15 protein-coding genes and 2 pseudogenes are annotated in these 26,737 nt (G+C 68.7%); 5 read left to right on the top strand and 12 right to left on the bottom strand.

From position 1 onward, the window contains the following. The 3 genes from ACFQ7Q_RS16715 to ACFQ7Q_RS16705 form a co-directional block, all read left to right on the top strand. Window positions 1-1,602, top strand: a 1,602-nt coding sequence (locus tag ACFQ7Q_RS16715; protein WP_383555212.1) for an asparagine synthase-related protein, incomplete at its 5' end; no start/stop codon positions are given. A 408-nt stretch (window positions 1,603-2,010) separates the two neighbouring features. After that, window positions 2,011-3,927 carry an ABC transporter ATP-binding protein gene (locus ACFQ7Q_RS16710; RefSeq protein ID WP_383555210.1) on the top strand — a complete coding sequence of 639 codons (1,917 nt, stop codon included), beginning with the start codon at window positions 2,011-2,013 and terminating at the stop codon, window positions 3,925-3,927. Between the two features lie 162 nt (window positions 3,928-4,089). Next, a complete protein-coding gene (locus ACFQ7Q_RS16705; protein WP_383555207.1) occupies window positions 4,090-4,479 on the top strand; it encodes a hypothetical protein in 390 nt (129 codons plus the stop codon). 311 nt (window positions 4,480-4,790) lie between these two features. On the opposite strand, the gene ACFQ7Q_RS16700 is transcribed toward ACFQ7Q_RS16705, so the two are convergent. The 5 genes from ACFQ7Q_RS16700 to ACFQ7Q_RS16680 form a co-directional block, all read right to left on the bottom strand. After that, window positions 4,791-6,821 (bottom strand): DNA recombination protein RecN, encoded by a 2,031-nt coding sequence (locus ACFQ7Q_RS16700; RefSeq protein ID WP_383555218.1) that lies wholly within the window; start codon window positions 6,819-6,821, stop codon window positions 4,791-4,793. 5 nt (window positions 6,822-6,826) lie between these two features. Next, window positions 6,827-7,405 carry an ABC-three component system middle component 2 gene (locus ACFQ7Q_RS16695; protein WP_383555204.1) on the bottom strand — a complete coding sequence of 193 codons (579 nt, stop codon included), beginning with the start codon at window positions 7,403-7,405 and terminating at the stop codon, window positions 6,827-6,829. A 43-nt stretch (window positions 7,406-7,448) separates the two neighbouring features. Next, a complete protein-coding gene (locus ACFQ7Q_RS16690; protein WP_383555201.1) occupies window positions 7,449-8,423 on the bottom strand; it encodes a serine/threonine protein kinase in 975 nt (324 codons plus the stop codon). A gap of 913 nt (window positions 8,424-9,336) precedes the next feature. Then, complete coding sequence (locus tag ACFQ7Q_RS16685; RefSeq protein ID WP_383555199.1) at window positions 9,337-15,612, bottom strand: DNRLRE domain-containing protein; 6,276 nt, start codon at window positions 15,610-15,612, stop codon at window positions 9,337-9,339. Window positions 15,613-16,397: 785 nt separating this feature from the next. Continuing rightward, window positions 16,398-17,693, bottom strand: a complete 1,296-nt coding sequence (locus ACFQ7Q_RS16680) for a hypothetical protein (RefSeq protein WP_383555197.1) — start codon at window positions 17,691-17,693, stop codon at window positions 16,398-16,400. 348 nt (window positions 17,694-18,041) lie between these two features. On the opposite strand from ACFQ7Q_RS16680, the gene ACFQ7Q_RS16675 reads away from it, so the two are divergent. Both ACFQ7Q_RS16675 and ACFQ7Q_RS16670 read left to right on the top strand, forming a co-directional pair. Beyond that, window positions 18,042-18,674, top strand: coding sequence for a hypothetical protein (locus ACFQ7Q_RS16675; protein ID WP_383555195.1), 633 nt, complete (start codon window positions 18,042-18,044; stop codon window positions 18,672-18,674). Between the two features lie 382 nt (window positions 18,675-19,056). Continuing rightward, window positions 19,057-19,614 (top strand): hypothetical protein, encoded by a 558-nt coding sequence (locus ACFQ7Q_RS16670; protein WP_383555193.1) that lies wholly within the window; start codon window positions 19,057-19,059, stop codon window positions 19,612-19,614. A 74-nt stretch (window positions 19,615-19,688) separates the two neighbouring features. Here ACFQ7Q_RS16670 and ACFQ7Q_RS16665 read toward each other — a convergent pair whose 3' ends face one another. The 7 genes and pseudogenes from ACFQ7Q_RS16665 to ACFQ7Q_RS16635 form a co-directional block, all read right to left on the bottom strand. Beyond that, window positions 19,689-20,201 carry a hypothetical protein gene (locus tag ACFQ7Q_RS16665; RefSeq protein WP_383555191.1) on the bottom strand — a complete coding sequence of 171 codons (513 nt, stop codon included), beginning with the start codon at window positions 20,199-20,201 and terminating at the stop codon, window positions 19,689-19,691. Between the two features lie 136 nt (window positions 20,202-20,337). Then, window positions 20,338-20,499: pseudogene (locus ACFQ7Q_RS16660) on the bottom strand (LexA family protein); the annotation flags it as partial. A 474-nt stretch (window positions 20,500-20,973) separates the two neighbouring features. Beyond that, entirely contained in the window at window positions 20,974-21,840 is an 867-nt protein-coding gene (locus ACFQ7Q_RS16655) for an SDR family oxidoreductase (protein WP_383555189.1), read from the bottom strand. Between the two features lie 67 nt (window positions 21,841-21,907). Continuing rightward, window positions 21,908-22,375, bottom strand: coding sequence for a GNAT family N-acetyltransferase (locus tag ACFQ7Q_RS16650; RefSeq protein WP_383555187.1), 468 nt, complete (start codon window positions 22,373-22,375; stop codon window positions 21,908-21,910). Between the two features lie 69 nt (window positions 22,376-22,444). After that, window positions 22,445-23,766 (bottom strand): annotated as a pseudogene (locus ACFQ7Q_RS16645) (UDP-glucose dehydrogenase family protein). A 145-nt stretch (window positions 23,767-23,911) separates the two neighbouring features. Next, the gene (locus ACFQ7Q_RS16640; protein WP_383555184.1) at window positions 23,912-25,213 is read right to left on the bottom strand and encodes an aminotransferase class III-fold pyridoxal phosphate-dependent enzyme; all 1,302 of its coding nucleotides are present in this window, start codon (window positions 25,211-25,213) and stop codon (window positions 23,912-23,914) included. A gap of 74 nt (window positions 25,214-25,287) precedes the next feature. Then, window positions 25,288-26,550, bottom strand: a complete 1,263-nt coding sequence (locus ACFQ7Q_RS16635; protein WP_383555181.1) for a hypothetical protein — start codon at window positions 26,548-26,550, stop codon at window positions 25,288-25,290. Between the last annotated feature and the right edge of the window lie 187 nt (window positions 26,551-26,737).

Genomic DNA, 26,737 nt, shown 5'->3' with positions numbered 1-26,737 from the left:
GGGGCCGTAATTCCACGAATTCCGGCCCCCGCTCTCGTTTCCAGCCCTTGGAAAGGGTGGTGGGTATCGGTGTTGAAATTCTCAATCTCCCTCTCGTCTCTGACGCGAGAGTGGTCGGTGTCCGGCAGGCGGCTGACCGAAGGCGGAAGCTGGCTTGAGCCGTTCGATCACCCGCAAGTGGAGGCGGGCACGGCAACGGACGGGCGCACGTGGATGCTGACGGTCCGTGAGCGGATGACAGGCTCCTCGCTTCCCCGGCACAGCGTGCTCCCTGTTGCCTCTGTGCAGGCGACCGCCAGCGCCTGGGACTCATGGCCGCTGAACTCGCTGACCGTGCGTTTCTCGGCTGACGGACTGGCCATCACCGCAGGGAACTCGGTCGCGCCGGTCTACCTCGTCGCCTCAGGGGACACGCTGCACGCCTCCTGGGACCCCGCCGAACTGCGGTCCCACCTCAGCCCGCACCGGCTCTCCGCCAGGGAAGCCGCGCGCGTCCTGAGCGGACACGGCCGGTACGGATGGGAGACCGTGCTCGACGGCTTGGTCATGCTGACTGTGGGGGCCCGGGCGCAGTGGAGCGCTCGCGGCCTCAGCGTCGCCTATCCGGAACCAGCAAAGCGGGACCTTCCCCGGGCCCTTGCCCCTGGTGCCGATCCGGTCGAGGGCTTCGAGAGCCTGCTCGCCGATGCGCTGGCGAGCCGCCCGATCACAGGGGAGGCTACGGCCGTTCAGCTGTCCGGCGGGCAGGACAGCGCGACCCTGGCGCTGTCCCTGGGCGACGCCTGGCCCGGCCAGGTGTCGGCGGGTGCTCTGCTCCTCCCCGGCGCGGTCGGCGTCCAGCAGCGAGAGCGCCGGGAGCACCTGACCCGCGCGGCTCGGCTGAGTCGTGACGTGCTGGTACCGGCTCTGGAGTACCAGCCGCTCATGCCCTCGGGTATCCGGCTGCTGGGGCGCTGCGGCGTCTACGACGAGCCGTACGTGGAAGCGCAGACCGAGCTGACGGCGCGGCTCGCGGCGTCGGGTGTCCGGACGGTGGTGGCCGGGTTCGGCGGGGATGAGCTGATGGCGACGGCGCGGCGCCGGGCGCGTACGGCGCCCGTGCTGCCGTGGCTCGGACCGGTCGCCCGTGCGGCGCTGGCCGAGCGCGATCACGGGACGGCTCCGGCCACGGCCGTGGCCGAGTCCACGCTCCTGGCGTTACGCACCGTCAGTCCGTACATGCTGCGCGGTGGACTGTGGCCGGTAGCCCCGCTGGCCGAACTCCCGATCGTCCGGTTCGCCCGCTGGCTGCCCGACCAGTGGCGGCAGGACAAGCGGCTCATGCGGGAGCGGCTCACGCGGCGGGGACTGCCCGCGCACGTGGTGCGTGCGCCGATGCGCGAGGTGTTCACCGACGTGATGGCGCGGGCCCTGCATGAGCACGGGCCTGCGCTGCTGCGCAGGATGGCGGCCAACTCGCCGTTGATCGATGGGGGTCTGATCACACGGGCAGGCATCCTCGCGGCGGCCGATGACTGCGCGCGCAGCGTGCGGGCGGCAGCCCTTCACACGCCCGTCTACGCCCCGATCGCGCTGGATCTGCATATCCGGTCGCTGGGCTGACTCCGGGGTGCGCAGCGCCCCGGCCGGGGCGCTGCGCTGGGCGGTCCGCGCAGCGGGGCCGCTGTCCCTGGGCGCAGGGCGCGCAGCGTCCTGCGGTCACCCGCTGCGCGGGGAACGGCTTGTACCCCGGCAACCCTGCCGGGTGGGCCCGGCAGCCGCAGCTCGGCCGGGCAGGGCCGGGAGGGCGCGCAGCGCCCGCTCTCGCGGGCCGCGCAGCGCCCGCTCTCGCGGGCCGCGCAGCGGCCCGATCACCCGCTTCGCGGGGAGCGGCTTGAACCCCGGCCCGACACCGGGACCGCGGCCGACAGACGGCCGGGACCCGGAACCAGAAGGTGCGCCCGCCCGGGTGCGCCGTTTGCCACCATCAGGTGCGCCTGCTGCGCACCGCCAACCCACAGGTGTGAGGACATGACGATGATCACGCAGAACCCGGCGACGGATACGCAGGCTCCGGACGTGCCAGTGATGCGGTTGCGGTCCGACCCGTACGCGGAGGTGTCGGCGTCGATGACGGTCCGGGCCATGGCGGCGCGGCTTCCCCGGACCGTGGGGACCGCGCTGCGGCTGGGCTGGCGGACCGACCGGCGGTCCGTCGCGCTCTGGCTGGCGGCCCAGGTCCTCGCCGCCGGCGCCGCTGCCGGCGCTCTGGCCCTGACAGCGGCCGTGCTCGGTCCCCTGCTGTCCGATCCCGGCGGCGCCGGCGGGATCGGACCGTGGCTGGCCGGCGCCCGGTGGCCACTCGCGGGACTGGCCGCATGCGCGGCCGGACGGTACGCCCTGGAAAGCCTCGCCCAGCTGGCGGCGGCCAGGCTCGCCCCCCAAGTGACCCGCGAGGCGGACCTCCAGGTCCTCACCGCCGCGACGGCGGTGGAACTCTCCGCCTACGAGGACCCGGGGTTCGGGGACTCCCTCGAGGCCGCCGGCGAGGGAGCCGAGGCCACACGCGAGCTCATGGTCTCCGCGCAGAGCCTCATCGGCGCGCTCGGCCTGCTGATCGGCGCCGGCGGATACCTCGCGGTGCTGCACCCCGTGCTGCTGCCCCTGCTGGCACTGGCCGCCGTACCGCGTGCCGTCACGGCCGTGGCGGCCGCGCGGGTCGAGCACGAGGCACGGCACCTGACCCTGTCCGACAGCCGCCTGCGCAGCGTATGGCGCTCGTACGCCACCGACAGGGACAGCGCCGATGAGGTGCGGTCCTCGACCATGAGCGCCTTCCTCCTCAACCGCTACCGGGCAGTGTCCGCCCGCCTCGAGACGGAAGACCTGCGCGCTGTCCGGCGGATCATGCGCGTGCGCTGGGCCGGCGACGCCGCCGGCGCCCTGGCGGCAGGCTGCGTGTGGGCAGCCCTGCTGGCCCTCGCCGCCCGCGGCGTTCTCTCCCTCCCCCAGGCCGCGACGGCCATCGTCGGCGTCCAGGCCTGCCAGCGAGCGACCAGCGCCTGGGTGCGCGCCGGATCCGAGCTGTTCCGCACCGCGCTGCGCCTGGACGACTGGCAAAGCTTCTGCCGGCGCGCCGCGCTCCTGCGCTGCAACCGCGGCACCGTACAAGCTGCGCCCACCGGGCCCGACACCATCGCCGCCGCCGAAGCCGGCTTCACCTACCCCGGCAGCGACCGGCCGGCCCTGCACGGCATCGACCTCAAACTCCACCGCGGGGAAGTCGTCGCCCTGGTCGGCGAGAACGGATCGGGCAAGACCACCCTCGCCAACCTCCTCGCCGGCCTGTACCTCCCCACCACCGGTGTCGTGTCATGGGACGGACACGACCTGACCGCCTGCGACCCGCACTCCGTGTGGTCCCGGCTCGGCCGGGTCCCCCAGAACTTCACCCGCTGGCCCATGACCGCCCGGGACAACATCACCCTCGGGGGCCACAGCGAGCCGGGCGACACATCCGTGCTGGACGCGGCGGAAGCAGCCGGCGCAACAGACGTCATCGACCGCCTCCCCGACGGCCTCGACACCCTCCTCGCCCGCTCCTGGTGGGGCGGACACGACCTCTCCGGCGGCCAATGGCAGCGCCTGGCCATCGCCCGCGCCTTCCACCGCGACGCCCCCGTCCTCATCCTCGACGAACCGACCTCCGCCCTCGACGCCCGCGCCGAGCACCACGTCTTCGAACGACTCAAAGCCCTCGCGAACGGGCGGACCACAGTGTTCGTCACCCACCGACTGGTCAACACCCGCCTCGCGGACCGAATCATCGTCCTGGACCGCGGGCAGGTCGTCGAGGAAGGCGACTTCACCTCACTGGTTACCGCCGGCGGCCTCTTCGCAGACCTCTACCAGCTACAGCAAGGCACCGGGAATACAGCCGGGGCGTAGAAACGGAGGCCGGCCCGAGCTGGTCACACCAGAACGGCAGCAGGGTTAGCAGCCCTGCCCCGGCCCCCGCCCGGTACCCGGCCCACTGGGGCGATCACCCGCCACAACACCAGACACCACCCACACCCTAACCTTGGGCCCCCGAACGCAAAGGAGCTGGTCATGAGCGACCGCAGCCGAATCGACCCCCTACCCGCGGCCGCCGCACACCAGCCCCCCGCCCGACGCCGACGCTCACTCTCCCTCGACATGGACACATGGCAGGAAGCCAGCGCCAAGGCAAAGAACGAACACCTCACCGGCGCCCGCGTCCTGGAAGTCCTCCTCCTGAGCTACGCCGCCGGGCACATCACCATGACCGCGCACCGCGCCGACGGCGGCGAATACACCGCCGTCGGCGTCAACCTCGCTGACAACGCCATCGCCCAAGCCGAAACACACCGACAAAACGACCAAACCGTCGGCTCACTCTCCGAACTCGCCCGCCACCTCCTCACCGGCTACACCCAAGGCACCATCACCCTCACCCTCACCGCCAACGGCCACACCTAGACCATGTCCAGGCCACCCGAGGGGCCGGGCCAGGGCCGGGGGCGGGCCAAGGCAGGGGGCCCGGCAGGACCAGACATCGGTCCGCGGCGAAACCGCAGGCAGGACAGCCCCGCACGAGCACTCCCCGGCCCGGACACCACGAGCCAGCCCCACTGCCGAAGCTGAACCACCCCACCACCACAACCCCGCGATCCACCGCACTCGCCTACCGCAACCACGGCGCAAGCTTCCTGGCCCCCGAAAGGCCCAAGGACGCGTACCTGAGCAGCTGAGCACAGGCGAAACGGGTCCGCTGCACCGCGGGGTGGCCGTCAGGGCTGGTCGGCGTAAGGCGGTGGCGGCTGGCCGTCTTCTTCGGCTGTGGTTTCGTCGTCGATCAGGCCGTAGGGGGGCCGGTCCTCGCTGCGGCTGTACCGCACCACGACGTTGTCCTCCACAAGCGTGGGCGGGCTGTTGTCGACGATGATCACCTGTGCTCCGAACCCCTGCTCCGCCAGCCAGCCGGTCAGGTGGCGGTAGAAGTCGTCGATGGCGACCGCGTCTGCGATCACAGCGTCCCGGGTTCCGCCGTGACCGAGGTTCTTCTGTGGGCTGTCGATCATGAGGAAGCCGGGGTGGGCGGCTGAGGATTCGACGGCCACCTCGAAGACGGCCAGTTGCCAGGCCAGGGTCAGGAGCGTTCGGGCGCCGGACGATGCCTCGCGGTAGGAGTCGCCGCGCACGTACGGAGTCAGGTTCGTATCGACCATCGGCTGGCTGAGCTTCGGGTACCGCCACTGCCGCAGCAACTCGCTGTACCGGCCGCTGATGCGGCCGATGATCAGGTCCCGGTCCTGGGCGGCATCACCCAGCTGGTCGCGTTCCTCGCGCAGGCGGGTGATCTGCGTCTCGTGCCGTTCCACTAGCGCGACTCGCTTCTCCAGCCCGTTCTGGAGCTTGATCGCGTTCTCGGCGTGCTGAAGGTGGCGAAGGACGTCCTCGCGCCGGCGCTGGAGATCGTCACGAGCGGCGAGGAACGGGGCGACCCTAGGCATCGTCGCCCGGTCGACCGCGGCGGCGGCCTGCTCCTCGGCAAGTTCGGCGTCTTCTGCCTGAAGTTTCAACGCCGCGAGGGAGCTGTCGAGGCTTTCGACGTACTCGGTGATCTCCTTCAGTCGGGCCTTGGTGGCCCTGATCTCGGAGGCGACATCCAGCCGCCCCTCATCCGGCGAGCACCCGGCGTCGGAGGTGCCGAGCGTCAGGTGCCCGTCGTCGTTGGGCAGCTCGTGGCTACACAGGCTGCAATGACCATTCGCCGCCGACGGGCGAGAGGGAAGACGGTGCAGACAGGCAGGACAAGTCGTGACGCTCAGGGGGTCGAATAGGCGCTGCGCCTCGGCCAGCATGTTGAGCTTGACGAGGTCGTCCGCGTACTGCGCCCGCAGCGGCATCATGCGGGCGAGTTGTGTCTCGCAGTCGCGTACAACGCCGACGGCTCGCCGGGCGCGCCGGGTGGCTTGCTGATGCTCGCGGCGCAAACGCTTGATGAAGACGGTGCCGGCCTGGCCGTTTTCGTCCAGAGCCCGCAGCTGTTCGTTCAGCTCCAGCAGTTCGCTCTCGTAGGTCTGGGTCGTGAGGGCGTCGCCCACGGGAGTGTCTTGTTCTTCGACAAAAGCCCGAGCGGCGGCGAGTTCGGAGCGCGCCTGCGTGAGCCGGGCGCCCAGCTCCCGGATGCGCTGCCCCAGCTCGACCGCGCGGTCGTCGTGAACGCCGAAGACGACGTCGACGACCTGCTTCAGCTTGTGCTTCTTCATGAACTCGTTCTCGAACAGGAAGTTCATGGAGGCGATGCGCTCGTTCGGCAGGAACGCCAGCGCCATGAGGTCCCGGAAGCTCAAGGGATCGGTGCGAGACTCACGGCTCGACGGGGCCTCCCGCAGCTGGACCCCTTCGAGCTTGCAGTGCCCCAGCAGCAGGGCGGAGAGGCTCTCGGGCGCTCCCGCCGGCTCGATGGGCCTGCTCTCTGGCTTGGCCAGCGCCGGCTGGTCCAGCGTCCCCAGGCGCACGTAGGCGACCTTCGACGGTTCCCCGACAGGCCGCTCGATCACGTGCGGTTCGCCGGACAGCTCCACTTCCAGAAGGCAGGAGCGGACCCTTCGCAGCACCTCTGGATGACGCGGATGGCGCTTCGCGCCCAGGCCGTAGGCGATGAACTCCAACACCGCGGTCTTGCCCGAGCTGAACGCCCCGGCCACCACTGAGAGACCCCGCACCCGCTGATCGTGAGTGAAGTCGACATCGTAGTTCCGGCTGACGCCTGCCAGACGCAGACGCCGGATCCGGATGCCAGGCAGAGGCTGCATGGTGGTCACCCCTCCCAGGGCATGTCAGGTGCTTGCAGCCCCGGTCCCAGAACGCTCAGGAGCGCGGCTCCAGGCCCGCCCCCTCCGTCCGGCCGCAGCCATCGCGCGGTCTGCTCCCGCAGTGCCTTGTCGCTGAGCTTGCGGAGGTGACGCACGACGATGGACGCCGCGGTGGTGAACGACGCAGCGTAGGTGGCGGTGAAGCACGCCCCGAGTTCCCGGCCGCGGTTGCTGATCGAGTAGACGAAGGAGCCGTTGCGGTTGTGGACCTCGCAGCACCCGTAGGCGACGAGCAGCGCGAGGTCGTGCTGGATGCGCTCCCGCCGACTCGTGAAGCGCTGCGAGGACGACGCGTACGAGAGCACCTGCGGATCGAACCCCGCCAGCCTCAACAGACTGCCCTCCCGGCCGTCGGAAGCGACGACCAGAAAGGGGTTCGCCGACAGGAAGTCGTAGTAGCCCAGGCGCTCCAGACTCGCTCCCTTCGCGTCCTGCCCGGCGACGGCGTCGAGCAGAAGCAGCAGTTGCGCGAGCCGGAACGTCACCTGATCTTCCGGCATCATCACCGGCTGGTGTGCTTCCACAACGAACCCCTCGTAGGTCTGACAGGACAGGCGACGGCAGCGGTCAGCCGTTGGTGTGCTCGGCGGCAATCTGCCGCCAGTGTTTGACCCAGCCCGCCTTGCGGTTGTCCACCAGCCGGTGCACCAGCCCCCAGCTGTGCACGAGCTCCAGGCGCAGGGACTTCGGCAGTTTGTCGTGCTCGTTGCGTACATCCCGCCAGACACGAGTGTGCAGAGCCGGGATCGCGTTCTCAGCGGCGCACTCGTTGAACTGCATCTCCCACAAACCGTGCAGGGTCGCATCGGTCGAGCTGAGAGCCGCTACCTCTGTCGGCACGCCCTTATGCGCGATCTCACGGGCCACCAGGTCGGCATTGAAGAACTGGCGCTTGGCCGAGTCCAGCTCCACGTGGCCGGCCTCGGTCATCTGCCGGATGAACAAGGCGGAGCCAAGAGCGGCTGCCTTGTCGTCCTCGACTTCGAGCACCAGCCGAAGCTGCTCAACGGGGGCGTGGGCGGCTTGAGCGTAGGTCTCGTAGAACCCCCGCCGTACGTCATCGCCCTCGGGGCTGAGCAGCTTCTTACGGAGGGCGGTCTCGTCCCAGAGCTGGATGACCAGGTTGTGCTCGGTCTCCCTCGCCTTCTTCCACCTGTCCCACCACGCCGTCATGGGGCCGTCCATGCTGGAGGGGATGCAGAGAATCCAGCTGGCGATGGTGTGACCGTTCTCGGCGGCTGCCTTCAACGCGTTGGCGAGCGACTTTTCGACCTGCTGCGTGTGCTTCTTCGTGGTGGCTGGCATGAAGTACTTGGACTGCCACACGGTGATCGTTCCACCGAGGTTTCCGGCGAAGGCGTCGATGCCCCAGTCGCCCGGGTTGGCGGCGATGGACCGCACGCCTGGGGTCGTCGCGGCGGCGAGCTGAGCGACCATTGACTCGAAGTCGTCGCGAGCCCCGCCGGCGCTTCCCCCGCGGACTGCGTGCACGTCGAAGCTGATCGGCTGGACACCCGTCGGCACGGCTATCGAGTCAGGCACAGCCCACCCCCCATGCGCCGTCGGACTGCGCACAGGATGTCTCCCGTGCGTCACACACCGTATTGGCGTGAGGCTAGCCAAAGGTCAGCCGTCTGATCAAGAAGAGGAACGCGATGGAGTTCAAAGGCGAGGGGGAGGCCATCCGGTGCCGGGGCGGCAGAGGCCTGTGAGGGGGATCAGGTCGACGGAGGGCTTCTCAGCCGTGATCCGGTGCATCGCGCGGCCTCGCTTGTCGCGGCTGCGGCCCTAGGTGATCGCTGATGCGACTGGCCGACCGTTCCTCACGGCGGCCGTGTCGCGTTCGGGGGCGTCGCACTCCTCTGCCCAGCCGGTGAGGTCATCTTCGCTGGTGACGAGTAGCAGAGGGTCAGCAAACGATCCGACCGAACCTCGCTATCTGGCTGTCAACCTGCTCCTGAGTACGGGGTGGATGGTTGCGACGGATCACCTGCGTGCCGTCGGCGGCAGTCCAGCTACCGGCGAGAGCCCTACGGCATCCCGCGCTGCCAGCTGCAGTGGGCTGGGTCCACGGTCCTGCTGCCGCCGCTGCGCATCCAGCAGGCCGTGTTCACCGGCGATGCTTCCAAAGAGGCGGGCCACGATCCCTCCGGGGATCGCGGCCCGCCTTGCGAGTAAGCCTGAGCGGTTGGCTGAAATCCGAAGTGAGGCGCTAACTGACGCGCGAGGATTTCACGATCCCGCTCGGTCTATTACTGATTTCGGCTCTGACCTCTCTGACGCCACCAGAGATAGCCGGCACGCACGAGCTCCATACCGAACAGCAGCGTGACCGCTATGAGCAGGCAGTTCATCACCTGATACATGATTCCGTGATGTTCATCGAAGACCGCAAAGAAGAGGACTGCACACCAGAGTATGAATGCGCTTTTTACTCTGGGCTTTCGCTTCCCGTTCACCAGCTGCCTCGCCACTTGCTGTACCGCCTGGTTCGTGCCGCCCAGGGCCTCTTCCAGTTTCTGAGCTTTTCTCGGGCGTTGTGCCACCATACGCCAGCGTTCAGAATGAAGCGGGACGTGTGCCGGCCGATGTTCTTCACGTGACCCCCGGCGTTGGATGCGGCGTTCCATCCACCCAAAGCGGCAGCTCCGCACTCATACCATCCGAATGTGCGGCAGCTCCGCTTGAAGGTAGTCCAGGTTCGCTTGGGGTGTCGAATGTGGCGCCACTTGATCCGGGTGAAGACTGCCCCACCGCGGCGGGCCAGATAGTAGCTGATTCCCAGGGATCCGATGGAATGGGCCATGTCGGCGGACGCGTGGCGCTTACGCACGCCCGACCACCAGTTGGTGACTGGTTTGGTGTAGCAGGTGTAGTGAGCCCAGCAGCGCCCATCGAGGTCGAACTTGTTTACCGGGTCCGCGCCTGCGTACTCGTAGGCGTTGGCGCCTCCGCCGTAGACGGGGTCGATGGAGAGGAATCGGCCTGACTGAGGACGGTAGAGCCGGACGCCCATGAGGACGAGTCCGTTGAGTGCCTCGCTCGAACGCTGCTTGCCGCCGAGCCAGTTGTAGCGCGCTGCCGGCTGCCCGGCGCGGGGATTGCCGTACTCGTCGTTGTCCAACACGAGCGGAGCTTCGGCCGGGTCCAGCGGGAGCTGGAGAGCGACGTCGCCATGGATGTTGGTCAGCTGGAGGACGGTGTCTCCGCTGCCGCTGGTGGTGGCGGCGAGGTCGCCGGACGCCGAGTCGACGTTGCGGCTGATGGTCCCGTCGGTGGTGTCCTCGGTGATCCAGCGGGGGCTGTCGCCGTCGCCGTCGTAGTGGTTGACCTTGGCTGCGGTCTGGGTCCAGATGCTGTCGGTGTTCTCTTCGACGATCCAGGAGCGCAGGCGCTGGTTGGTATCGAGCTGCCAGGACTGACGCTGGTTACCGCTGGTCTGCTGGTGGACCAGGTCGTTGGCGTAGTAGCCGATCTGGTTCCCGGGCAGGCTGGTGGTGCGGCCGAAGGCGTCGTAGACGTAGCCGGCGTCAGTGACGCGGTCCGCGCTGTCGTAGGTGTGGGTGGAGCTGGTTCCTCCGGTGGCGGGACAGGCAGCACCCGCGGCGCCCTCAACGGTGGTGGATCCAGTGCGGTTGGTGCGCTTGTCGAATCCGTAGGTGCGGCGCGTGCACACGTCGCCGACGGTGTCGTTGACGCTGGTCAGGCGACCGATGGCGTCGTAGGTGTAGTCCTGCTGCGACCAGCCAGCGTGGTCGGTGATCTGGCCGTGGACGGACTCTTCCACCGTGTCCGAGAAGACGACCTGGCCGTCGCTGTCGCGGGTGTAGATCCGCGAGGTGGACGAGCCAGTTGTGTCCTCAGTGACGGAGAGGGTGTAGCCGCCGGGCACCTTCTCGGTTGCCACGGAGCCCTCAGCGTCGTAGGTAACGGTGAAGGTCCCGGCAATCGAGTCCGTGGTGGATGTGACCAGGCCACGGGGCTCGAGGGCGGTGTCGTAGGTGTAGGTGACCGTGGACGGGGCGGAGTCTGTGGTCTTGGCCGGCCGGTTCAGCAGGTCGTATTCGGTCCGGGTCACCGCGCCGTCGGCGTCGGTGTATGAGACGGACCGGCCGAGGTTGTCGTACTCCCTGGTGATGGTTCCGCCGGTTGGCGAGACGGTCTTGATGACCTGGCCGGTGGCCGGGTCGTACTCGGTTGTGGACTCCGGGACTGCCTGGCCGAGTCCGCCTGTCATGACGGTCTTGGTCTGGCGTCCGGCGTTGTCGTAGGTGCTCGTGGTGGTGCGAGTGACGCCGTTGGCCGTTTCGGTGACCTTGGTCGGGTTGCCCCACCAGTCGTACTCGGTGGTTGTGGTGGGCAACTGGGACGGGTTCGTGCCACCGCCGGTGATCGCGCCAGCTGGTCCTGTGGAGCAGACCTGGTCAGCCCACTCAGGCCGGCCCTGGCAGGCGCCACTGCCCGTGGCGGACCAGTAGGTCGTCACCCGCGTTGCGGCATCGGTTCCGGTGGCTTCCGGCAGCATTTGCTTGGTGACCCGGCCCAAGCTGTCGTACTCGGTGGTCTCGGTGACGGCGAGACCAGCAGGGTCCTTGATCGTCTTGATCGGCAGGCCGTTGACCCAGTCATAGAGGGTCTGCGCCACGCGCGCGTCGGCCATGGCCGTGGTGCCCAGGACCTGGGCACCAGTAGTGCTCTTGGTGACCTGGTTCTCAATCTTCGCCGTGCCGTCGGTCGGGCGGCCTGCGTCGTACTCGTTGGTTGTCCAAGAGCGGGCCACGACGGACTCGCCAGCCAGAGTCATCCGGCGCAGAGGGCCGAACTCCTCGAGCTCGCGGATCCCGTCCTTGTCGTACACGGACTTGGTGGCGAGAAGATCGGCGCGATCCTGGGCGGGCAGACCGATGATGCCCAAGTCGGTCAGCGTTGCCTGGTCAGCTGTTGTGCCGCCCAGGGCGAGTGCCCGATTGCCCGCGGTCAGCTCACGGACGGTGTTGCCGAAGCGGTCGTACTCCGTGGTGACGACGTTCCGGCCCGGGTCAATCGTGTTCACCTCGCGCCCGGAGGCGTTGCTGTAGGTGATCGAGGCCCGGCCGTAGTCATCAGCCGCCAGTTGGTCACCGGAATGGGCTGCCGGAACAGCGTCAGCAGGGAATACCGCGGTCGCGTCCGTCGGGGCGTCAGTCTGCCCCCACGCCTGGACGTCCGCAGACCCCATCTTGTGCGGAGCGTCGTCGCCCGTCAGTGGCACGTCGTACACGATGCTGGTGCTCGCGGTGCCGGACTCGACGTCCTTGGTTCCTTGCTGCAGGCCCGAACGGCTGACCTTCAGGAGCATGCCGTCGCCAGCTGTGGCGGCGTTGCCTGCCCTGCCGTACACGAAGGACCACGGCAGTTGGCCCGAGGGGGCGAGCGAGGTGACCCGCCCTGCTGCGTCGTAGCCGTGAGCAGTCTTCAGCGCGGGGCTGATCTGTGGGTTCCAGGTCTCGCGCAGGCGTCCCGAACCGTCGTAGCGGTACGTCTGCACCGCCTTCGCGGTCGCGGAAGAAGCACCGGGCTCGGTGGACCAAGCACGGATCTCCTTGACCTGGCCGGCCACATCACCGAAGACCGTGTCGGTCGCAGTAGTTGTGGCGCCGTAGACGAACTCCAGAGCGCGGCAGCCCTTCGTGGACGGCGTGGCCGTGCACGTGGTCGCCGATGCGGCCGAGGTGGGCGCGATGATCCGCTTGGGGCGGGCGAGCGTTTTGCCGTCCACGGTCACGGTCTCGGAGATCACCGTGGTCGTCGACTGAGCGAGGCCTTCCATGGTGCTGGAGGCGACCTGCCAGGTCGTAGCGGAGGCGTCGGGCTTCGTGAACACAGTGACGGTTGTGTCTGTGTCCTTCAGCGTGAACGATCCCGAGAGCGAGCCGGTCAAGATCAGATCCTCTGCGCCCGGCTCCGGCTTCCAGCCCCCACCAGCGGTGGCGGTGAAGCCAAGCTCACCACTCTCTGAGTCGACCAGCGCGACCGATGTCGCAGACGTCTTCTTCAGATATGCCCAGTCCGACTCGGTGATCTCCGCGACGGTGCCCGACGTCCACTGCGGACCAAAGATCGCCGCCTGACCATCGTGCTTCCCCCCTGCGTCGGGCCGGCGTGACGAGGCCGTGCGCGACACCGACAAGCCGAACAGCGACGCATCCGTGGACGACAGTGTGTAATCACCGGTCAGCAGGTTCACTGACCCAGGTCCAGTTGACTCCGAAGGCGCAGTCCCGGCGTTGCGGTCCACGGTGATCGTGTTCACCGGCGAGAATTCGGTCGTCGAGCCGTCAGTGAACGCGGCGCGGACCTCGATCGGGCCGTCCTCAGCCAGCGTGTCGGTGATGTTCCAGGTCAAACCGTCGGGCTTGCCGTTCGACACGGCCACCGGCCAGCCGGAGATGGTGTCGGAGCCCTTGCGCACGTCGGTAGCCGGGACGTCCTTCCACGTGTCCGTCTCGCCGCGGCGGTACTGGTAGGTCACGCCGGTGTAGGAGCTCTGCCCCTCGGCCGACAGGCCCACACGGCGAGCAGGGCGTTCACCCTGGCCGGGCGTCAGCAGCGCGGCACCCGAGCCGGCGTAGAAGACGTGTGAGGTTTCAGCTGAAACGTTGCCGGCAGGATCCACGGTACGGGCCGCAACGGTGTGCTTGCCTGCGGCGAAGGACAGCGTCTTGCTTACCGCGCTGCCGCTCGTGGACGAGCTGGTCCACGACCCGCTGTCCAGGCGGTACTGCACCTCAGCGACGTCGCTGGCGGGAGGGGCGAAGGTGAACGAGCCAGAGTAGTTCCCATTGGCGTCCGGGGTTCCGGACCAGGTGTTGACCGGGAAGTCACCAGAGGAGATGCCGGTCGTGGCCGGCTTGGTGGTGTCGACGGTGAAGTAGTAGTCCGGGAGCCAGTTCGACCACGCGGCGCCGTCGCTGGCTCGGCCCGAGAAGTGGTATGTGTGGCCGTTGACCAGCTTGCCCGCAGGCACCGTGCGAGAAACAGTGCTCCCGACAGGGTTCCAGGCGTTGGTGTCGTAGGCCTCAAGGTTGGTGGTGCCCTCCCACAGCTCAAACTTGTATCTGAGGAGGTTGGTCTCCTTGTCGCTGAGGGCGTAGCTCAGCGTGGGTGTAGTCGAGGTGACCCAGTTCTTTCCCGCTGCAGCACGTCCCGGCGTGGCGGTCACTGGGTTGCCGATCGTCGGAATGGTGTTGTAAGTGACCGACAGGTAGGGCATGTTTGTGCCAGCGTTACCCGAATTGAACCGCTTCCACGAGTACGGATCAGACTCGGTCGTGGCCCGGATCCCCAGCGTGTTCGTGCTGTTGCCGTTGCCAGCCCATGCGGACAGCAGGTTCTTGACATCCTGGGAAACCCAGCCGTCAGCACATGTGGACGAGTGGCCCTTCGTGGCCGTCGACGTCGCCCACTTGTTGTACCAGCCCGGTTGTGCGGTCCAGCGAGAGCTCGTGGTGGCCAAACCCGTGTCCCAGACCTCCCAGCTGTTTGGCGTGCATGACCAGGAGTGGAACTCCCACAGACTCAGCTTCGCGCCCAGGATCTGCTTGCCCGCGATCTTCGCCATGGGGAAGCTCAGGAACGATCGCGCTATCTGGCTCGAGCCGTTGTTCCCCAGTTTCAGCTCCGTCGAGGACGACATGTCCGTCGCATAGCCCTGCTGGACGAAGGCGTCGAAGCTGGAACCGATGGCAACCGCCGGGTCAACCGTGACAGGGAACATCGTTGTCGGGTCGGCCAGGAAGTCTGCGTCCGGAGTCAGTGTCAGATCGACCGCGTCACCGCGCTGAGTGACCTGCAATCCGACATCGGCCCGCCGCGAGTGCTCACCAGATTTCGGGTCAACATACGCGTCCCACATCACCGGCGCCGGCAGCAGGCCCACCTGCTTACCCGACGTCGAGTCCAGGAACGTCACCGAGCGGTCCGCGTTCGCGCGCGCCTCGATACCCTTGGCATTCAGCGTCAGGGTCACCGAGCCATTCGCATCGATCGCCGAACGGTCCTTCAGCTCCAGGAACTGCTCAAAGCCGGTACGGGTCGACTCGATGACCAGATCCGTCGCCGTCAGCACGTTGGCGTAGCGCGCCGTCGTCCCTGACAGAGAAGGCTCCGGCAGCACGCCACGCCACGCCAGGCCCAGCTCCTTGCCATCGCCGGCATCCAGCGTGACCAGCGGCACGGGGGCGGTCTGCGCCTCACCAGCGTCCCCGGACGCCCTCACCCTCGCAGCCTGCGTAGTCGCCGTCCTGCCCGCCAGCTTGAGGCCGAACGGATGGTCCTTGGCGGCGATCGAGCCGTCCACAGTCTTGGCCAGATCGACATCGATCGTCCGCCACTTGCGTGTGACCTCGTCTCGGAAGCGAACCAGTCCGGATGCCGCGTCCGATGTCACGGTGCCGTCGGGGTTGGCCCACGTCGTCGTGGACTCCGTTCGCTCCGACAATGCCTCCACTCGCTTCCCCGACAAACGGGCAGCGACCAACGCAGACGGCAGATCGTCCGCTTCCGTGGCGTATTGGGAGTAGTCGACGTCGGGCAGTTGGGATTGCAAGGCCACCGCCTCGCCCGTCCCCTCGACGACGACTGCTGCTTCGACTGCCAGCAGTCCAGCCACCGCGAGGGCTATGCGAGGCAGGGCTCTTCGCTTCAGCCACCTTCCTCTGCCCCAGTTTCGCGGCGTTATGTGATCACTCATGGTGCTTGGGCCCTCCCCTGATCAGCCGCGCATGCGACTAGCGGAGGATCATATTCCGTTCCGTGAGGGTTCTGTAAAGCCCGGCGCGCCACCGCGTTTGTGCACTTCAGACGCGATATTAGGGCACACCGTCACGCTGCTTGCCGAGGAGGCACGGGTACGCCAAGTCGACCCTGGCCGCAATCTGCCGGGACCGTCGCCCAATCCGTATGGCTGCGCCCAACAGCTCTCTCGCGTCGCCGAGCAACTGCGATGGTCCCGAACCGTGTTGAGCCTTGATGCGCGTGAGGGGGACGCCAGTCATGGCCGGTGGTCAGGCCGCGAGGGTCGCCACAGAGACCGCCTAGAGACCCTCCCCACCACCCATTGGTACGGCGCGGCGCTACGGGCCACCGGGTCTCGGTGAAGCTCAAGTCCGCCGTCAACAAGCAGACCAGTCCGGACCCTGCCGCCCACCGCCAGGCGGCCACCGGGACTCCGAGCCTCCCGGCCGCCGCCTGCTCGTCGCAGAACTCCCGCTGCTTACCCATCACGAACTCCTCTCCGGGCCCCCATCTGTAGCCATGCCCGAAAGATTCCGAAAGATCCTTTATGTTGACAATAGCCCTTGCTTGGCGGGTAGTTGGGCCCACACCGCCAGATCCCCGCCCGCGTACGCGAGGGGCGATTCACTCCTGCGGGTGAACCGGAGCGGGTCGGGCGCGCAGGTGAGGCATGGCCGTCGCGGGCCGGCGGGGGTGCGGGGGTGGGGCCCGTGGACCCCACCCCCGCGTACCGCCGGTCGGTCAGGCGAGGCGGACGTGCATCACCAGGTGCTTGTAGCCGTCACCCGCCATCTCGGGCCCCTCGGTGAAGAGCCCGGGCTTGCTGATCTGCCCGTCCTTCATCTCGCCGAGGTGCAGCGTCACGGTGTCGCCGGTGAAGGTGCCGAGCGCGTCCAGCAGGAAGCCCGCGTTGAAGGCGGCGAGGCCGCCGCGCAGGCCCTCGCCGGTGCCGTGCGTGATGGTCATCGGCACGGGCATGCCCTTGGTGCGGGCCGTGCCTTCGGCCGTGTCCAGACGGGGGGCGAGCGTGAGGTTGCCGTCGGCGTCCCAGGCGAACACCACGGGGACGCTCCTGAGGCCCTTGGCGGTCAGGATGGCCTGGCACTTCTTCACTGCCCGTACGGTCGTGGCGCGGTCGAGCTGGACCGACGTGTCGCACGTCTTGGGGAACAGCGTCCGGTGCTTGGGGAGGCTGCCGTCCAGCGAGCGCATGGTGACGGTGACGGCTCCCAGTGACAGCGTGGCGCGGGCGACGGGCCAGTTGGCGACGGGCTCCCCGTCGGCGTGGTCGTCTTCGAGGATGCCGATACCCACGGGGCTGTCGTGGGTCTTCAGCCGCTTGGCCAGCGCGGAGAGAGTGTCGGCCGGGATGAGCGCTGCCAGCGGCTTCTCCGACGGCATTGCGGTGGAGGTGACGGGGACTTCCGCGACGGCGAACCGGTAGCGGTCGGTGGCCGCCATGGTGAGCGTCTCGCCGTCCAGCGTGATCTGGATGCCGGTGAGCACAGGCAGTGTGTCGTCGCGGCCCGCCGTGGGCAGCACGCGGTTGAGCTGGCGCAGGAAGGTCTGCGTGTCCATGATTGCCATGGCGGGCACGGCGTCCAGCGGCTTGGTGTACTCGTGGATGTCGTGCGTGGTGACGGGCACCGTGAGGTGTTCGGTGGCCAGCAGGTCTCCGTCGAGCGAGACGCCGGTCCGGGCGGCGACGGCCTTGGTCTCCCCGGCGACCATGGCCGCGAGGGTCTTCTTCAGCTCGGGGAAGTCGAGGAGCGAGGAGCCCTGCGCGAGCGGTGTCGCGGCGGGCATCGTGACCGACACGGAGGTCTCGAAGTCGTGGGCGCTGAAGACGATCCGGTTCCGGCTGGTCTCGATCAGCACGCCGCGCTGCGCGGGCGGCTGCGTCTTCGGAGCAATTCCGAATTCAGCGAAATTCAGAGCGTCGATGATCTCCGCGTGAATTCCTGCGAAGCTGGCGGTCGGCTTTACGGGCTGCTTTTCCTCCTTCTTCGCGGTGCCGGAGGTAGCGACCTGCGTCATGGGCGTGGTCATAGCTCTCCCTGGGGAGTGAGATACGGATTCGGTGTGCTGGTCGACTGCCACCGCCGACCAACAAGACAACTATACCATCAATATCTCACAATCGGGGCTGGTCCGGGCCTCTTCTTCGCCTCAATCCGCCCGGAAACCGGCGCGTGAATGGCCGGGATCGGCTGTACACCCCGCGGGGTGCGCTCGTCACCCGGACCGGCTGTGCGACTCGAGCTGCGGAGGGCCCGCCAAGGGACGCTGGGAACATACCGGGGCCCGCGACGAGGCGTGCTGCTATGAGCTTGAGGTGGGGTTGACGGGCTCCCGAAGGAGACCCCTACGGGAGAAGATCCGTGCGTGACCGACTTCCTCAAGGAGCACCAGGTGCTCATACTCGCGCTCCTCCCCATCGTGTTCGCCTTCGCCGGCACCTGGCTCGGTGCCTGGCTCCAGGCCCGCGGAGGACTCGCACAGGCCAAAGCCGCAGAACAGGCAGCGAAGACGGCTGCGACAGCGACCCTTCGGGCCGTCCGGGAACAGGCCGACCGTGCCACAGCCGAGGCGCGCGCCACTGCTCTGCGTGAGCAGCGGATCAGTGCAGTGAGGAACCTGATCCGCGCTGACAGGGTGCTCGGTCGCGTTCTGCACACGATGTACAGGGAGACCGACACGGACTCCACGCCCGCCTACGACGAACTCCTGGACGCCTGGGGTGTGGTCCAACTTGTCGCTCCCACCTCTCTCACCGACGCGTCCTCCCGCTTGGTGAGAGCGGCGCAGAACGTTCAGCACCTTGCTCACCACCGAGGTGAGGCGTACCGGCTGCACATGCAGCTGGTGAACGTCCGTTCCTGGACGCCGGAGTACGAGGACTCCCGCCGCGCTGTGGCCGCCCTGAACGCCTTCCGCGCCGCGTATGCATCTGATGGCACGAACATCGGGAGGTGCGCGATGCAGCGTCCGCGGCCCTCGACCGGCTCCCGGCCCTGAACTCGGAGCAGGCGTCGGCTCTACTCGACGACTGCTTGGAACCTGAGATTGATCCTCTGCTCGCCCAGTCCTGGCAGGAGCACCAAGAGGCGCTGGACACCTTCTTCAGCTGCGCGCGCACCGTCCTGGGTGTGGACGACTAGAGCCTGGCCGAACGAGCTCGCAGACACCCGTCACTCCCCACGTCGATCAGTCCGTGCTCCGCACCGTCATCGCGGAGAAGGACCTCCAGCGGAATCGTCTCAGGGAGTTCACCGGGAGTGGTCGGCCGGTCGATCGCACAGCGGCCCACCTTCGAAGTCGAAGGCCAACTCACCCTCCCAGGCATGAAGCGGCATGGATTCGGAGCATGGGACCGTGGGCTTTCCTGAAGGATGCACCCATGCGGAACACCAAACCATTCAGGGAAGCCGTCGCCAGCACCCTGGCCGAGCTGGCCCGCCGGGGCGTGACCGTCCGCCCAGGTACGGTCGCCGACACCATCGAGCGGAACATCCGCACCGTCGCCGAGCGGCTCGGGATCCAGGAGCGCTCCGCCTGGCGGTACTTCGACCCAGCCGGCCTCGCGGCAAGCATCGCCCAGCAGCGGCAGGCCGCCGAAGACAGCAGCGCGCCCGGCCAGGTGGGGCGTGCGCCGATGCCTCCCGTCGACAACCCCGAGCTCGCGCTGATCCTCGCAGGCGTGCCCGATGCCCTGGAGGAGAACGGCGGCGACCTCTACAGCGTCATCCTCAACGTCGCCGTCAACGCCTGGATGGCCGGACACATCCATGGCGAGGACGGCTGCACCGGCTGCCAGGACAAGCGACCCACCGGCACCGACTGGCAGGCCAGGATGGACACCATCACCGCGATGCAGCGGGACATCACCAAGTGGTTCAACCGCGAGGTCTGGACGGCCGCCCTCAACGACACCGGATACGGCGTGACCCGAACCTGACCCATTGCCCGTGAGCCGCCCTCCGCGCGCCCGTCTGAGCTGTGCCGGCTCGGGCGCTGGGCCCCGCGTCGGGCTCAGCTTCCCGAGCGGCGCTGCCGGTGGGCGCGGTGGAGGCGGCGGCGCCCCGGTGAAGGATCGGGCGGGGCCTCCGGTGAGGAGAATCCGCCCGGCACCGCGGCACGCTGCGTCGGCTGCTCCACGGCCGGGGCCGCAGGGGTGGGGAGTGCGGGCTTGCCCGCGGCCAGGATGGTGATGTGCTGGATGCTCTGGGCGCAGGCCTGGCAGACCTCGGCCAGGGTCCAGACCTGCCCGACGGCGGGGTTGTGGACGAGGACCAGGAGGCTGGGGCCAGCGCAGTGGACGCGGGTTTCATGGAGGGCACATTGGGTGCTGCCGCAGCTGCAGGCGGCGTTGGGGCGGGCGCCGGCGAGGCGGCCGTGGGCTTTGGCGTGTTCTGCGGCGAAGCGCCGCATGCTCGCGGCGTCTTTCGAGCGGGGCGGCATCCGGCACGCGGCGGTGCTGCAGGTGACGGACACGGTGTGATCGGGGTGGCCGGTGAGGCGGACCGTCCAGGTCCGTCCCGGCACGCGTGCTCCGGGCATCTGGGTCAAGTCGGGTCCCGTCGTCGTGCTGGTAGGGGCTGGCGTTCCTGGTGGCTCGTGAGGGAGCCGGGTGCGTACGCCGTTTCGCGGAAGGCCCGCCGACGGCGTGAGGCGCTCTGGGTCAGAGCGCGCGCAGGACGGCGATCACCTTGCCGAGAATAACTGCGCCGTCGCCGGGGATCGGCTGGTAGGCCGTGTTGTGCGGGACGAGCCAGACCTGGCCGTTCTCGCGACGCAGGCGTTTGACCGTGGCTTCGCCGTCCAGCATGGCCGCCACGATGTCGCGCAGCGCCTGCTCGCCCAGGCCGGTATCCGGCGCCAGTGCCTCGGCAGGGGCGCGGGTGCGGGTGCGGGGCGCAACGGCGGCCGGGTCCCGGCCGTCGCGCAGTACGGCGGCGAGCAGGTGGACCGTACGACTCGGCCTACTCATTCGTTGATCTCCAGGGCCGTGATTCCGCACGTTCCACCTGGCTACGGGGCGGGGCTTACGGGGCCATGGGGCCGTTCTTCCTTTCCGGGTGTGCCGACAGGACGTAGCGGGTGGCGGAGAGGCTTGGGACTGTTGATGATGTCAGCAGTGGTCTACGTGGCCCTGGTCCACCCGTCCGCGGCCGAGCCGCTGGCGGTAGGCGCGGCAGTTGTGGGTGTCCTGACCGGTGCCAGCGGCCTCATCGCCCGCGTACTCAGGCACTGGCGGTGATCCGCTTGGGCGGGCCTGAACCGTGTCTTTGGGCGATGCCGCAGTCAGAGAGTGGCGTCAATGCGGCACAGGGGCCGGCCTGCCCGTGGGCTTTGTCCTGGCGGGCATGGCACAGAACTGCCGGGCGCCGCGCAGCGTGGTCCGCAGGATCCGCTGTGTCGCCCGGCTGTCGAGGCGTACGTCGAGGGCGCCGGGCAGTGGGCTGTCGGCGCGTAGACCCGTGGGCAGCCGGGTGGCATCGAGTCCGTCGCGCTTGGCGATCAGGGTGCCAAGCTCATGGCGGCTGATGGCGTCCCGGCCCGCGAGGTGGTGGATACCGGCCGCGTCGGCCGCAGCCAGCTCCAGGAGGGCGGCGGCCAGGTCGGCAACATGCACCGGGCAGCGGATGTCGTCGGTGAACAGCACGCCGTCGCGGGTGCCCGCAGCGAGTTCGTGGACGAACTTCTCGTGGACCGAGCGGCCGTGGCCGATGATCAGCGATGTACGGGCGACGGCCGCCTTCGGGTGCACGGCGAGGATCCCGGTCTCGGCCGCCGCCTTGGCTGCGCCGTACGGGGTGACAGGGTCGGGAAGGCTGGACTCGTCGTAGTGGACTCCCGCACCGGAGAACACCGCGTCGCTCGACACGTGGACCATGCGGCATCCGTACCGTGCCGCCACCAGCGCGAGCCGGACAGGCCCCTCAGCCGTGGTCGCCCAGTCGGCCAGGCCGCTCGATGCGTTCACCACGAGCTGCGGGCGCACCTCGGCCATGACGGCGTCCACGCTTCCAGCATCCCGTAGGTCGAGGGGGCACCACCTAGTTGGGGAGGCTGGGCCGGGCCTGGTCGCGTAGGTCGCGACCGTCGTGTGCCCGGCTGCTGTCGTCTGTTGGACCAGCTCGGTCCCGAGGAAGCCGCTGCCGCCGACGATCAGAACTGTCATGGCGACACCGTAGACCGGCAGCACGGTTCAGGCGGTCACCCTGGAGTACGGGTGACCGCCTGCGTCGTCAGCGTGCCGGGTGGGGCTGCCAGATGTAGCGAACGTCCGGCTCACGCTCGTCGTTGCGCAGGCCATCCGTTCGCTCGACCTCGACAAAGCCGTGCCGCTGGTAGAACCGCTGTGCCGATTGGTTGACCTGGAACGTCCACAGCGTCAGTCCGTCAGGCTGCTGATCCTTGGCCAGGGACATGAACCGGTCGCCCAGCCCCCGCCCGCGCCAGGCCGGGTCGAGGTAGAGCTGCTTCATCTCCGCGCCGTTGAGGACCAGGACCCCCACCACAGTATTTTCGGTGGCTGCCACCCAGGTCTCGTACTGCGGCACGAGCACGCGCGAGAACCAGTCTCGGACTTCGGCGGCGTCGTGCGCGCAGCGCACTGACGGCAGTGCGGTGGCGAAGGACCGCAGCCACACGTTGGCCGCGGGGAGCGCGTCGGCGCTGCCCGCGCGGCGGAGAACGACGTCGTCACTGCTCACAACGCGAGACCTCCCATGCTTTCCAGGGTGTTGGTGACGTCTTGCCGGGCCTCCCCGCTCGGGGTTGGCCTACTTCTCGGGCCGGCCGATCTGCAGGATGCTCCAGCCCGTCGCACGCCATGGCGCGGGATCGAGGGTGGTGCGGCAGTCGACGAGCACGGGAGTTGCCGGGCGGTCCACCAGGGCCTGGGGGTCGACCTGGCGGTACTCCGGCCACTCGGTGGCCAGGACGACGAGGTCGGCACTGTCGAGGGAGCCGGCGAGGTCGTCGGTGTAGTCGAACTCGGGGTTGCGGATCATGGCTGTGGCCACGGCCTGCGGATCGTGGATGGTGACGGTTCCGCCGGCGTGCTGGAGCGCGTGGGCGAGGGCGAGGGCCGGGGATTCTCGGACGTCGTTGGTGCCGGGCTTGAACGCGGCACCCCACACAGTGACCCGGGCGCCGGCGACGGGGCGGTCGCCCAGGGCGCGGTGGATGAGATCCATGGCGACGTCTGTGCGGCTTTCGTTGATTTCCTCGGCGGCGCGCAGGAGGGCCGCGGCTTTCTCAGCGCCGAGCTGTCGGGCGGATGCAGTGAAGGCGCGGACGTCCTTGGGGAGGCAGCCTCCGCCGTAGCCGATGCCGGGCCTCATACCGCCGCTGCCGATACGGGGGTCGATGCCGAGGATGTCGACGATTTGGTTGACGTCGCCGTCGGCGGCTTGGCACATGTCGGCGACGGCGTTGATGTAGCTGATCTTGAGGCCGAGGAAGGTGTTGGCTGCGCCCTTGGCGAGCTCGGCGGTCTGCGGGTCGGTGACGAACAGGGGGACCCCGGCGTCCAGGATCGGCGCGTAGACGGTGCGGATGGCCTTCTCGGCTTCGGTAGTGGTGAGGCCGGCGATGAGGCGGTCCGGGTGGAGGGTGCCCTCGACGGCGTGGCCTTCGCGGAGGAACTCCGGGTTCCACACGACGTCGACCCGCTCGCCGGCTGGGGCCAGGCGCTGGGCAAGGGCGGTGACCTGACGAGTGGTGCCGACGGTGACGGTGGACTTCCCGACGATCGTGCACGGCCGGTCGAGGTGGGGAGCGAGGTGGCGGATGGCGCCGAAGACCTGTGCGGTGTCGTAGGAGCGGCCGTCTGCGTCGATGGGGGTGCCGACGCCGATGAAGTGCAGGTCGGCGAAGGTGGCCGCTTCGCGGATATCGGTGGTGAAGCGCAGGCGTCCGCTCTGGGTGTGTGCGGCGAGCAGCTCGGGGAGACCGGCCTCGTAGATGGGGCATTCGCCGGCGTTGAGCCGGTCGACCTTGGTCTGGTCGACGTCCACGCCGACGACCTCGTGGCCGAGCTCGGCCATCGCCGCCGCGTGGGGATGCCGAGGTGACCACAGCCGATCACGGAAACACGCATTGCAGGTGGTCCTTGTCTGGTCGGGGGCACACCGGTCTGAGTGTGCCCCCCGACGCTACCGGTTGGCGGGCGAGGCCCAAGTCGGGTCACTGACAAGTTCGTTGGGGTGTTCGACTGAGTGGGGTGGGGCCGGGTCGCCCAGTGTCTAGGGGGTGCGGTTCAGGGCGGTCACGGCCTCGGAGAGGGCCGTGACCAGGAAGGCGATGTCTGCGTCGGTCGAGGTGAGCGGCGGGGCGACGACCAGGCCTTCGCTCGTCGGGTGGCCCGCTCCGGTGAAGGGGTAGAGGAACACGCCGCGGTCCTCGACGGCCTTCATGAGGGGCCAGAGGGCGCCCTGGGTGACCTCCATGCCGTACAGGAAGCCGAGGCCGCGTACGTCCCGCACCGGGCCCACGCCGTTGAGGGCGTTCAGGGCGGCGCCGAGGCGTTTTCCGCGGGCGGTGAAGGCGGGCATGTCGATGGCTTCCAGCTCGTCGAGCACGCCGAGGCATGCCGCGGCCATGAGCGGGTGCGTGGCCATCGTGCCCATCGCGGGCAGCGGGTCGGCGTCCTTGTGCCGGATCAGCGGGGCGATCTCCGGTGACACCAGCACCGCGCCCACCCCTGTGTACCCGGCACCGAGCCCTTTAGAGAGGATCACCATGTCGGGCTCGCAGCCCTGCCAGTGGTGGCTGGCGAGCGGCGTCCCGGTGCGCCACAGCCCGGTCAGCACCTCGTCGTGGATGACGAGGACGCCCCGTTCCCGGCAGATGTCCGACACGCGCCGCAGGAAGCCGTCCGGGGGCACGTACGCGCCGCCGGTGCTCCCGTTGACGGGCTCGATCAGGATGGCGGCCACGTTGTGCGCGCCACGGCGGTCGATCTCCTTCGCGATCTCGTCGGCGCACGAGGCGTCGCACCGGCCGCCGTCGTGGCCGTGGGTCGGCGGGTAGGGCGCGGGGAAGGCCGGGCCGAGGCCGAGTGTGTCTTCCGGGCGGGGTCGGCGGGCGTGGTTGCCGGCGAGCCCGAGGGTGAGCGCGCTGTTGCCGTGGTAGCTCAGGGTAGAGGTGAGGATGTCGCGGCGCTGCTGTCCGTCGCGGACGCGTGTGATGTTCCGGGCCAGGCCCACCGCGACCTCGACGCCGAGCGTTCCGCAGGTGGTGAGTGCGACGGAGTCGTCGGGCCGGCCGACGGCGCGGCAGAGGCGGTCCACCAGTTCCATCCCGATGTGCGGCTGGACGACGGCGGCTCCGCCGAAGGTGTAGCGGGGGAACTGCTCGTCGATCCTGGCGCGGACCTTGGGGCTGTTCTGTCCGACGTTCGCGCAGAGCAGGCCGCTCGATCCGTCGAAGATGTGGCTGCCGTCCGCGCGGTGGAGCCAGGGCCCGTCCGCTCCCACGACTTCGAAGCTGGGCAGGGGCCGTGTCGACGTCAGCAGCCGTGCGCGGCGGGTCTCGTACTGATCCACGTGAAGGTCCTCCTCGAGGATGTGCTCTGGCGCGCACGGCCGAGCGTGCGCGGCCCGGGGAAATGGCAGCCGGGTCAGCTCGTGACCGCTGCCGGCTGCCGGTCGCGTTCGTCGATCAGCTCCTTGAGGCGGCTCAGCGCCTCGATCGCCCCGGCGCGCACGACGACGTCGCCCTCGCGGGCGCCCTCGATCGGGTAGGACTTGAACTGGCCGTTCTCCATCAGACCCTCGGGGTCGACGAAGAAGACCTTCAGGCCGAGGGCGCGGGCGCGGGCCTGGACCGCTCGGCGGTCGGCGTGTAGGCCGACGACGAGGATCGCCTTCGCTCGCTCGTCGAACGGCACGGGCGGGATCTTCTGGTCGTAGCGGCGCACGAAGCACTCCTCCAGCCCGCCGCGCGCGGCGAGTAGGTCGAAGTTGTGCTGGATGACGGGGCCGACGAGGTGCCCGGCGTCGTGCATCGCCTTGAGTACCTGGTGCGCGCGGGTCGGGTCGGCTTCGAACGCAGCCTTGAACATGGCGGTGAGCTGTCCGGCCTTCGCGGTCGCGTCGGTCAGCATCTCCTCGATCAGGGTGTCGTCCTTGGGCCGCATGGTGAACTGGTGCGACTGGGTGAGTGTGTTGTCCTTCCGCTCGGTGACCCGGTACACCTCGTGCAGGAAGTGCAGCGGCGGCACTCCCGCCTCGATGGACGATCCGCAGCCCAGCTCGACCATGAATGGCATGTGGTCCAGGAGCTCGGACAGGTCCGCGGCGATCGTCGGCTCGCCGCGCTGCTCCTTGATCCGCATTCCGCCGGCGAGGACGTTCCAGGGGAGCTGCCGGACGGTCCGTGGGACTTCGAACTCGTCGGTGATGAAGCAGATGTCGACGCTGCGGAAGTCGGGCGGGGTGTCGCGGTCGGCGCGCTCGTCCTGCGGGTGGTGGTCGTACTGGGCGATGGTGACCCGCAGGTCGCCCTTCCACCAGGTGCCGTCGTCCTTCGCCTTCCAGCGGCCCTGGCCGAGCCAGGCGTCGATCTGCGTGAGGTACGCGTCGATCTCGGCGGCCGGAGCGAGGACTGAGTGGTAGAGGTACAGGTTGGCCAGGACCAGGCGCGGGACCGGGAAGGTGTAGTCGAGGTCGTACTGGTTGCGGTAGTGCACGATCCGGCGCCGTCCCTGGTTGTCCTTGGACCAGCCGGACTGTTCGGCATTGGCCATCTCCTGGGTCCTGCGCCAGATGCCGTCCTCGTACCGCCGGTCCCGCTCGTGCGCGCCGCTCGGCGCGTAGTGGCGGTTCCAGGTCCTCACCTGTTCGTCTGTGAGCTGTTCGATCACGCTGTGCGGGAAGAACACGGTGCCTCCTCAGGTCACGTTGGGGGCTGGTCTGCGGGCGCGCAGGGAGCACGCCGCGCGGCCGTCGAGTACCGTCCGCAACTCGCCTCGGGGGTTCCGGCGGCCGGCACAGGTCCCAGGTAACCGGCTGCGTCCTGCGCGGTGGAGGCACACAGAGGGGGCTAACAGATCACAGCGCGCATGCAGG

The organism is Streptomyces sp. NPDC056527, from assembly GCF_042794475.1.
In the GTDB taxonomy this organism is placed as follows: Bacteria; Actinomycetota; Actinomycetes; order Streptomycetales; family Streptomycetaceae; genus Streptomyces.
Note: the sequence above shows the minus strand (reverse complement) of the source record. Positions and strands in the feature narration are given on the sequence as shown.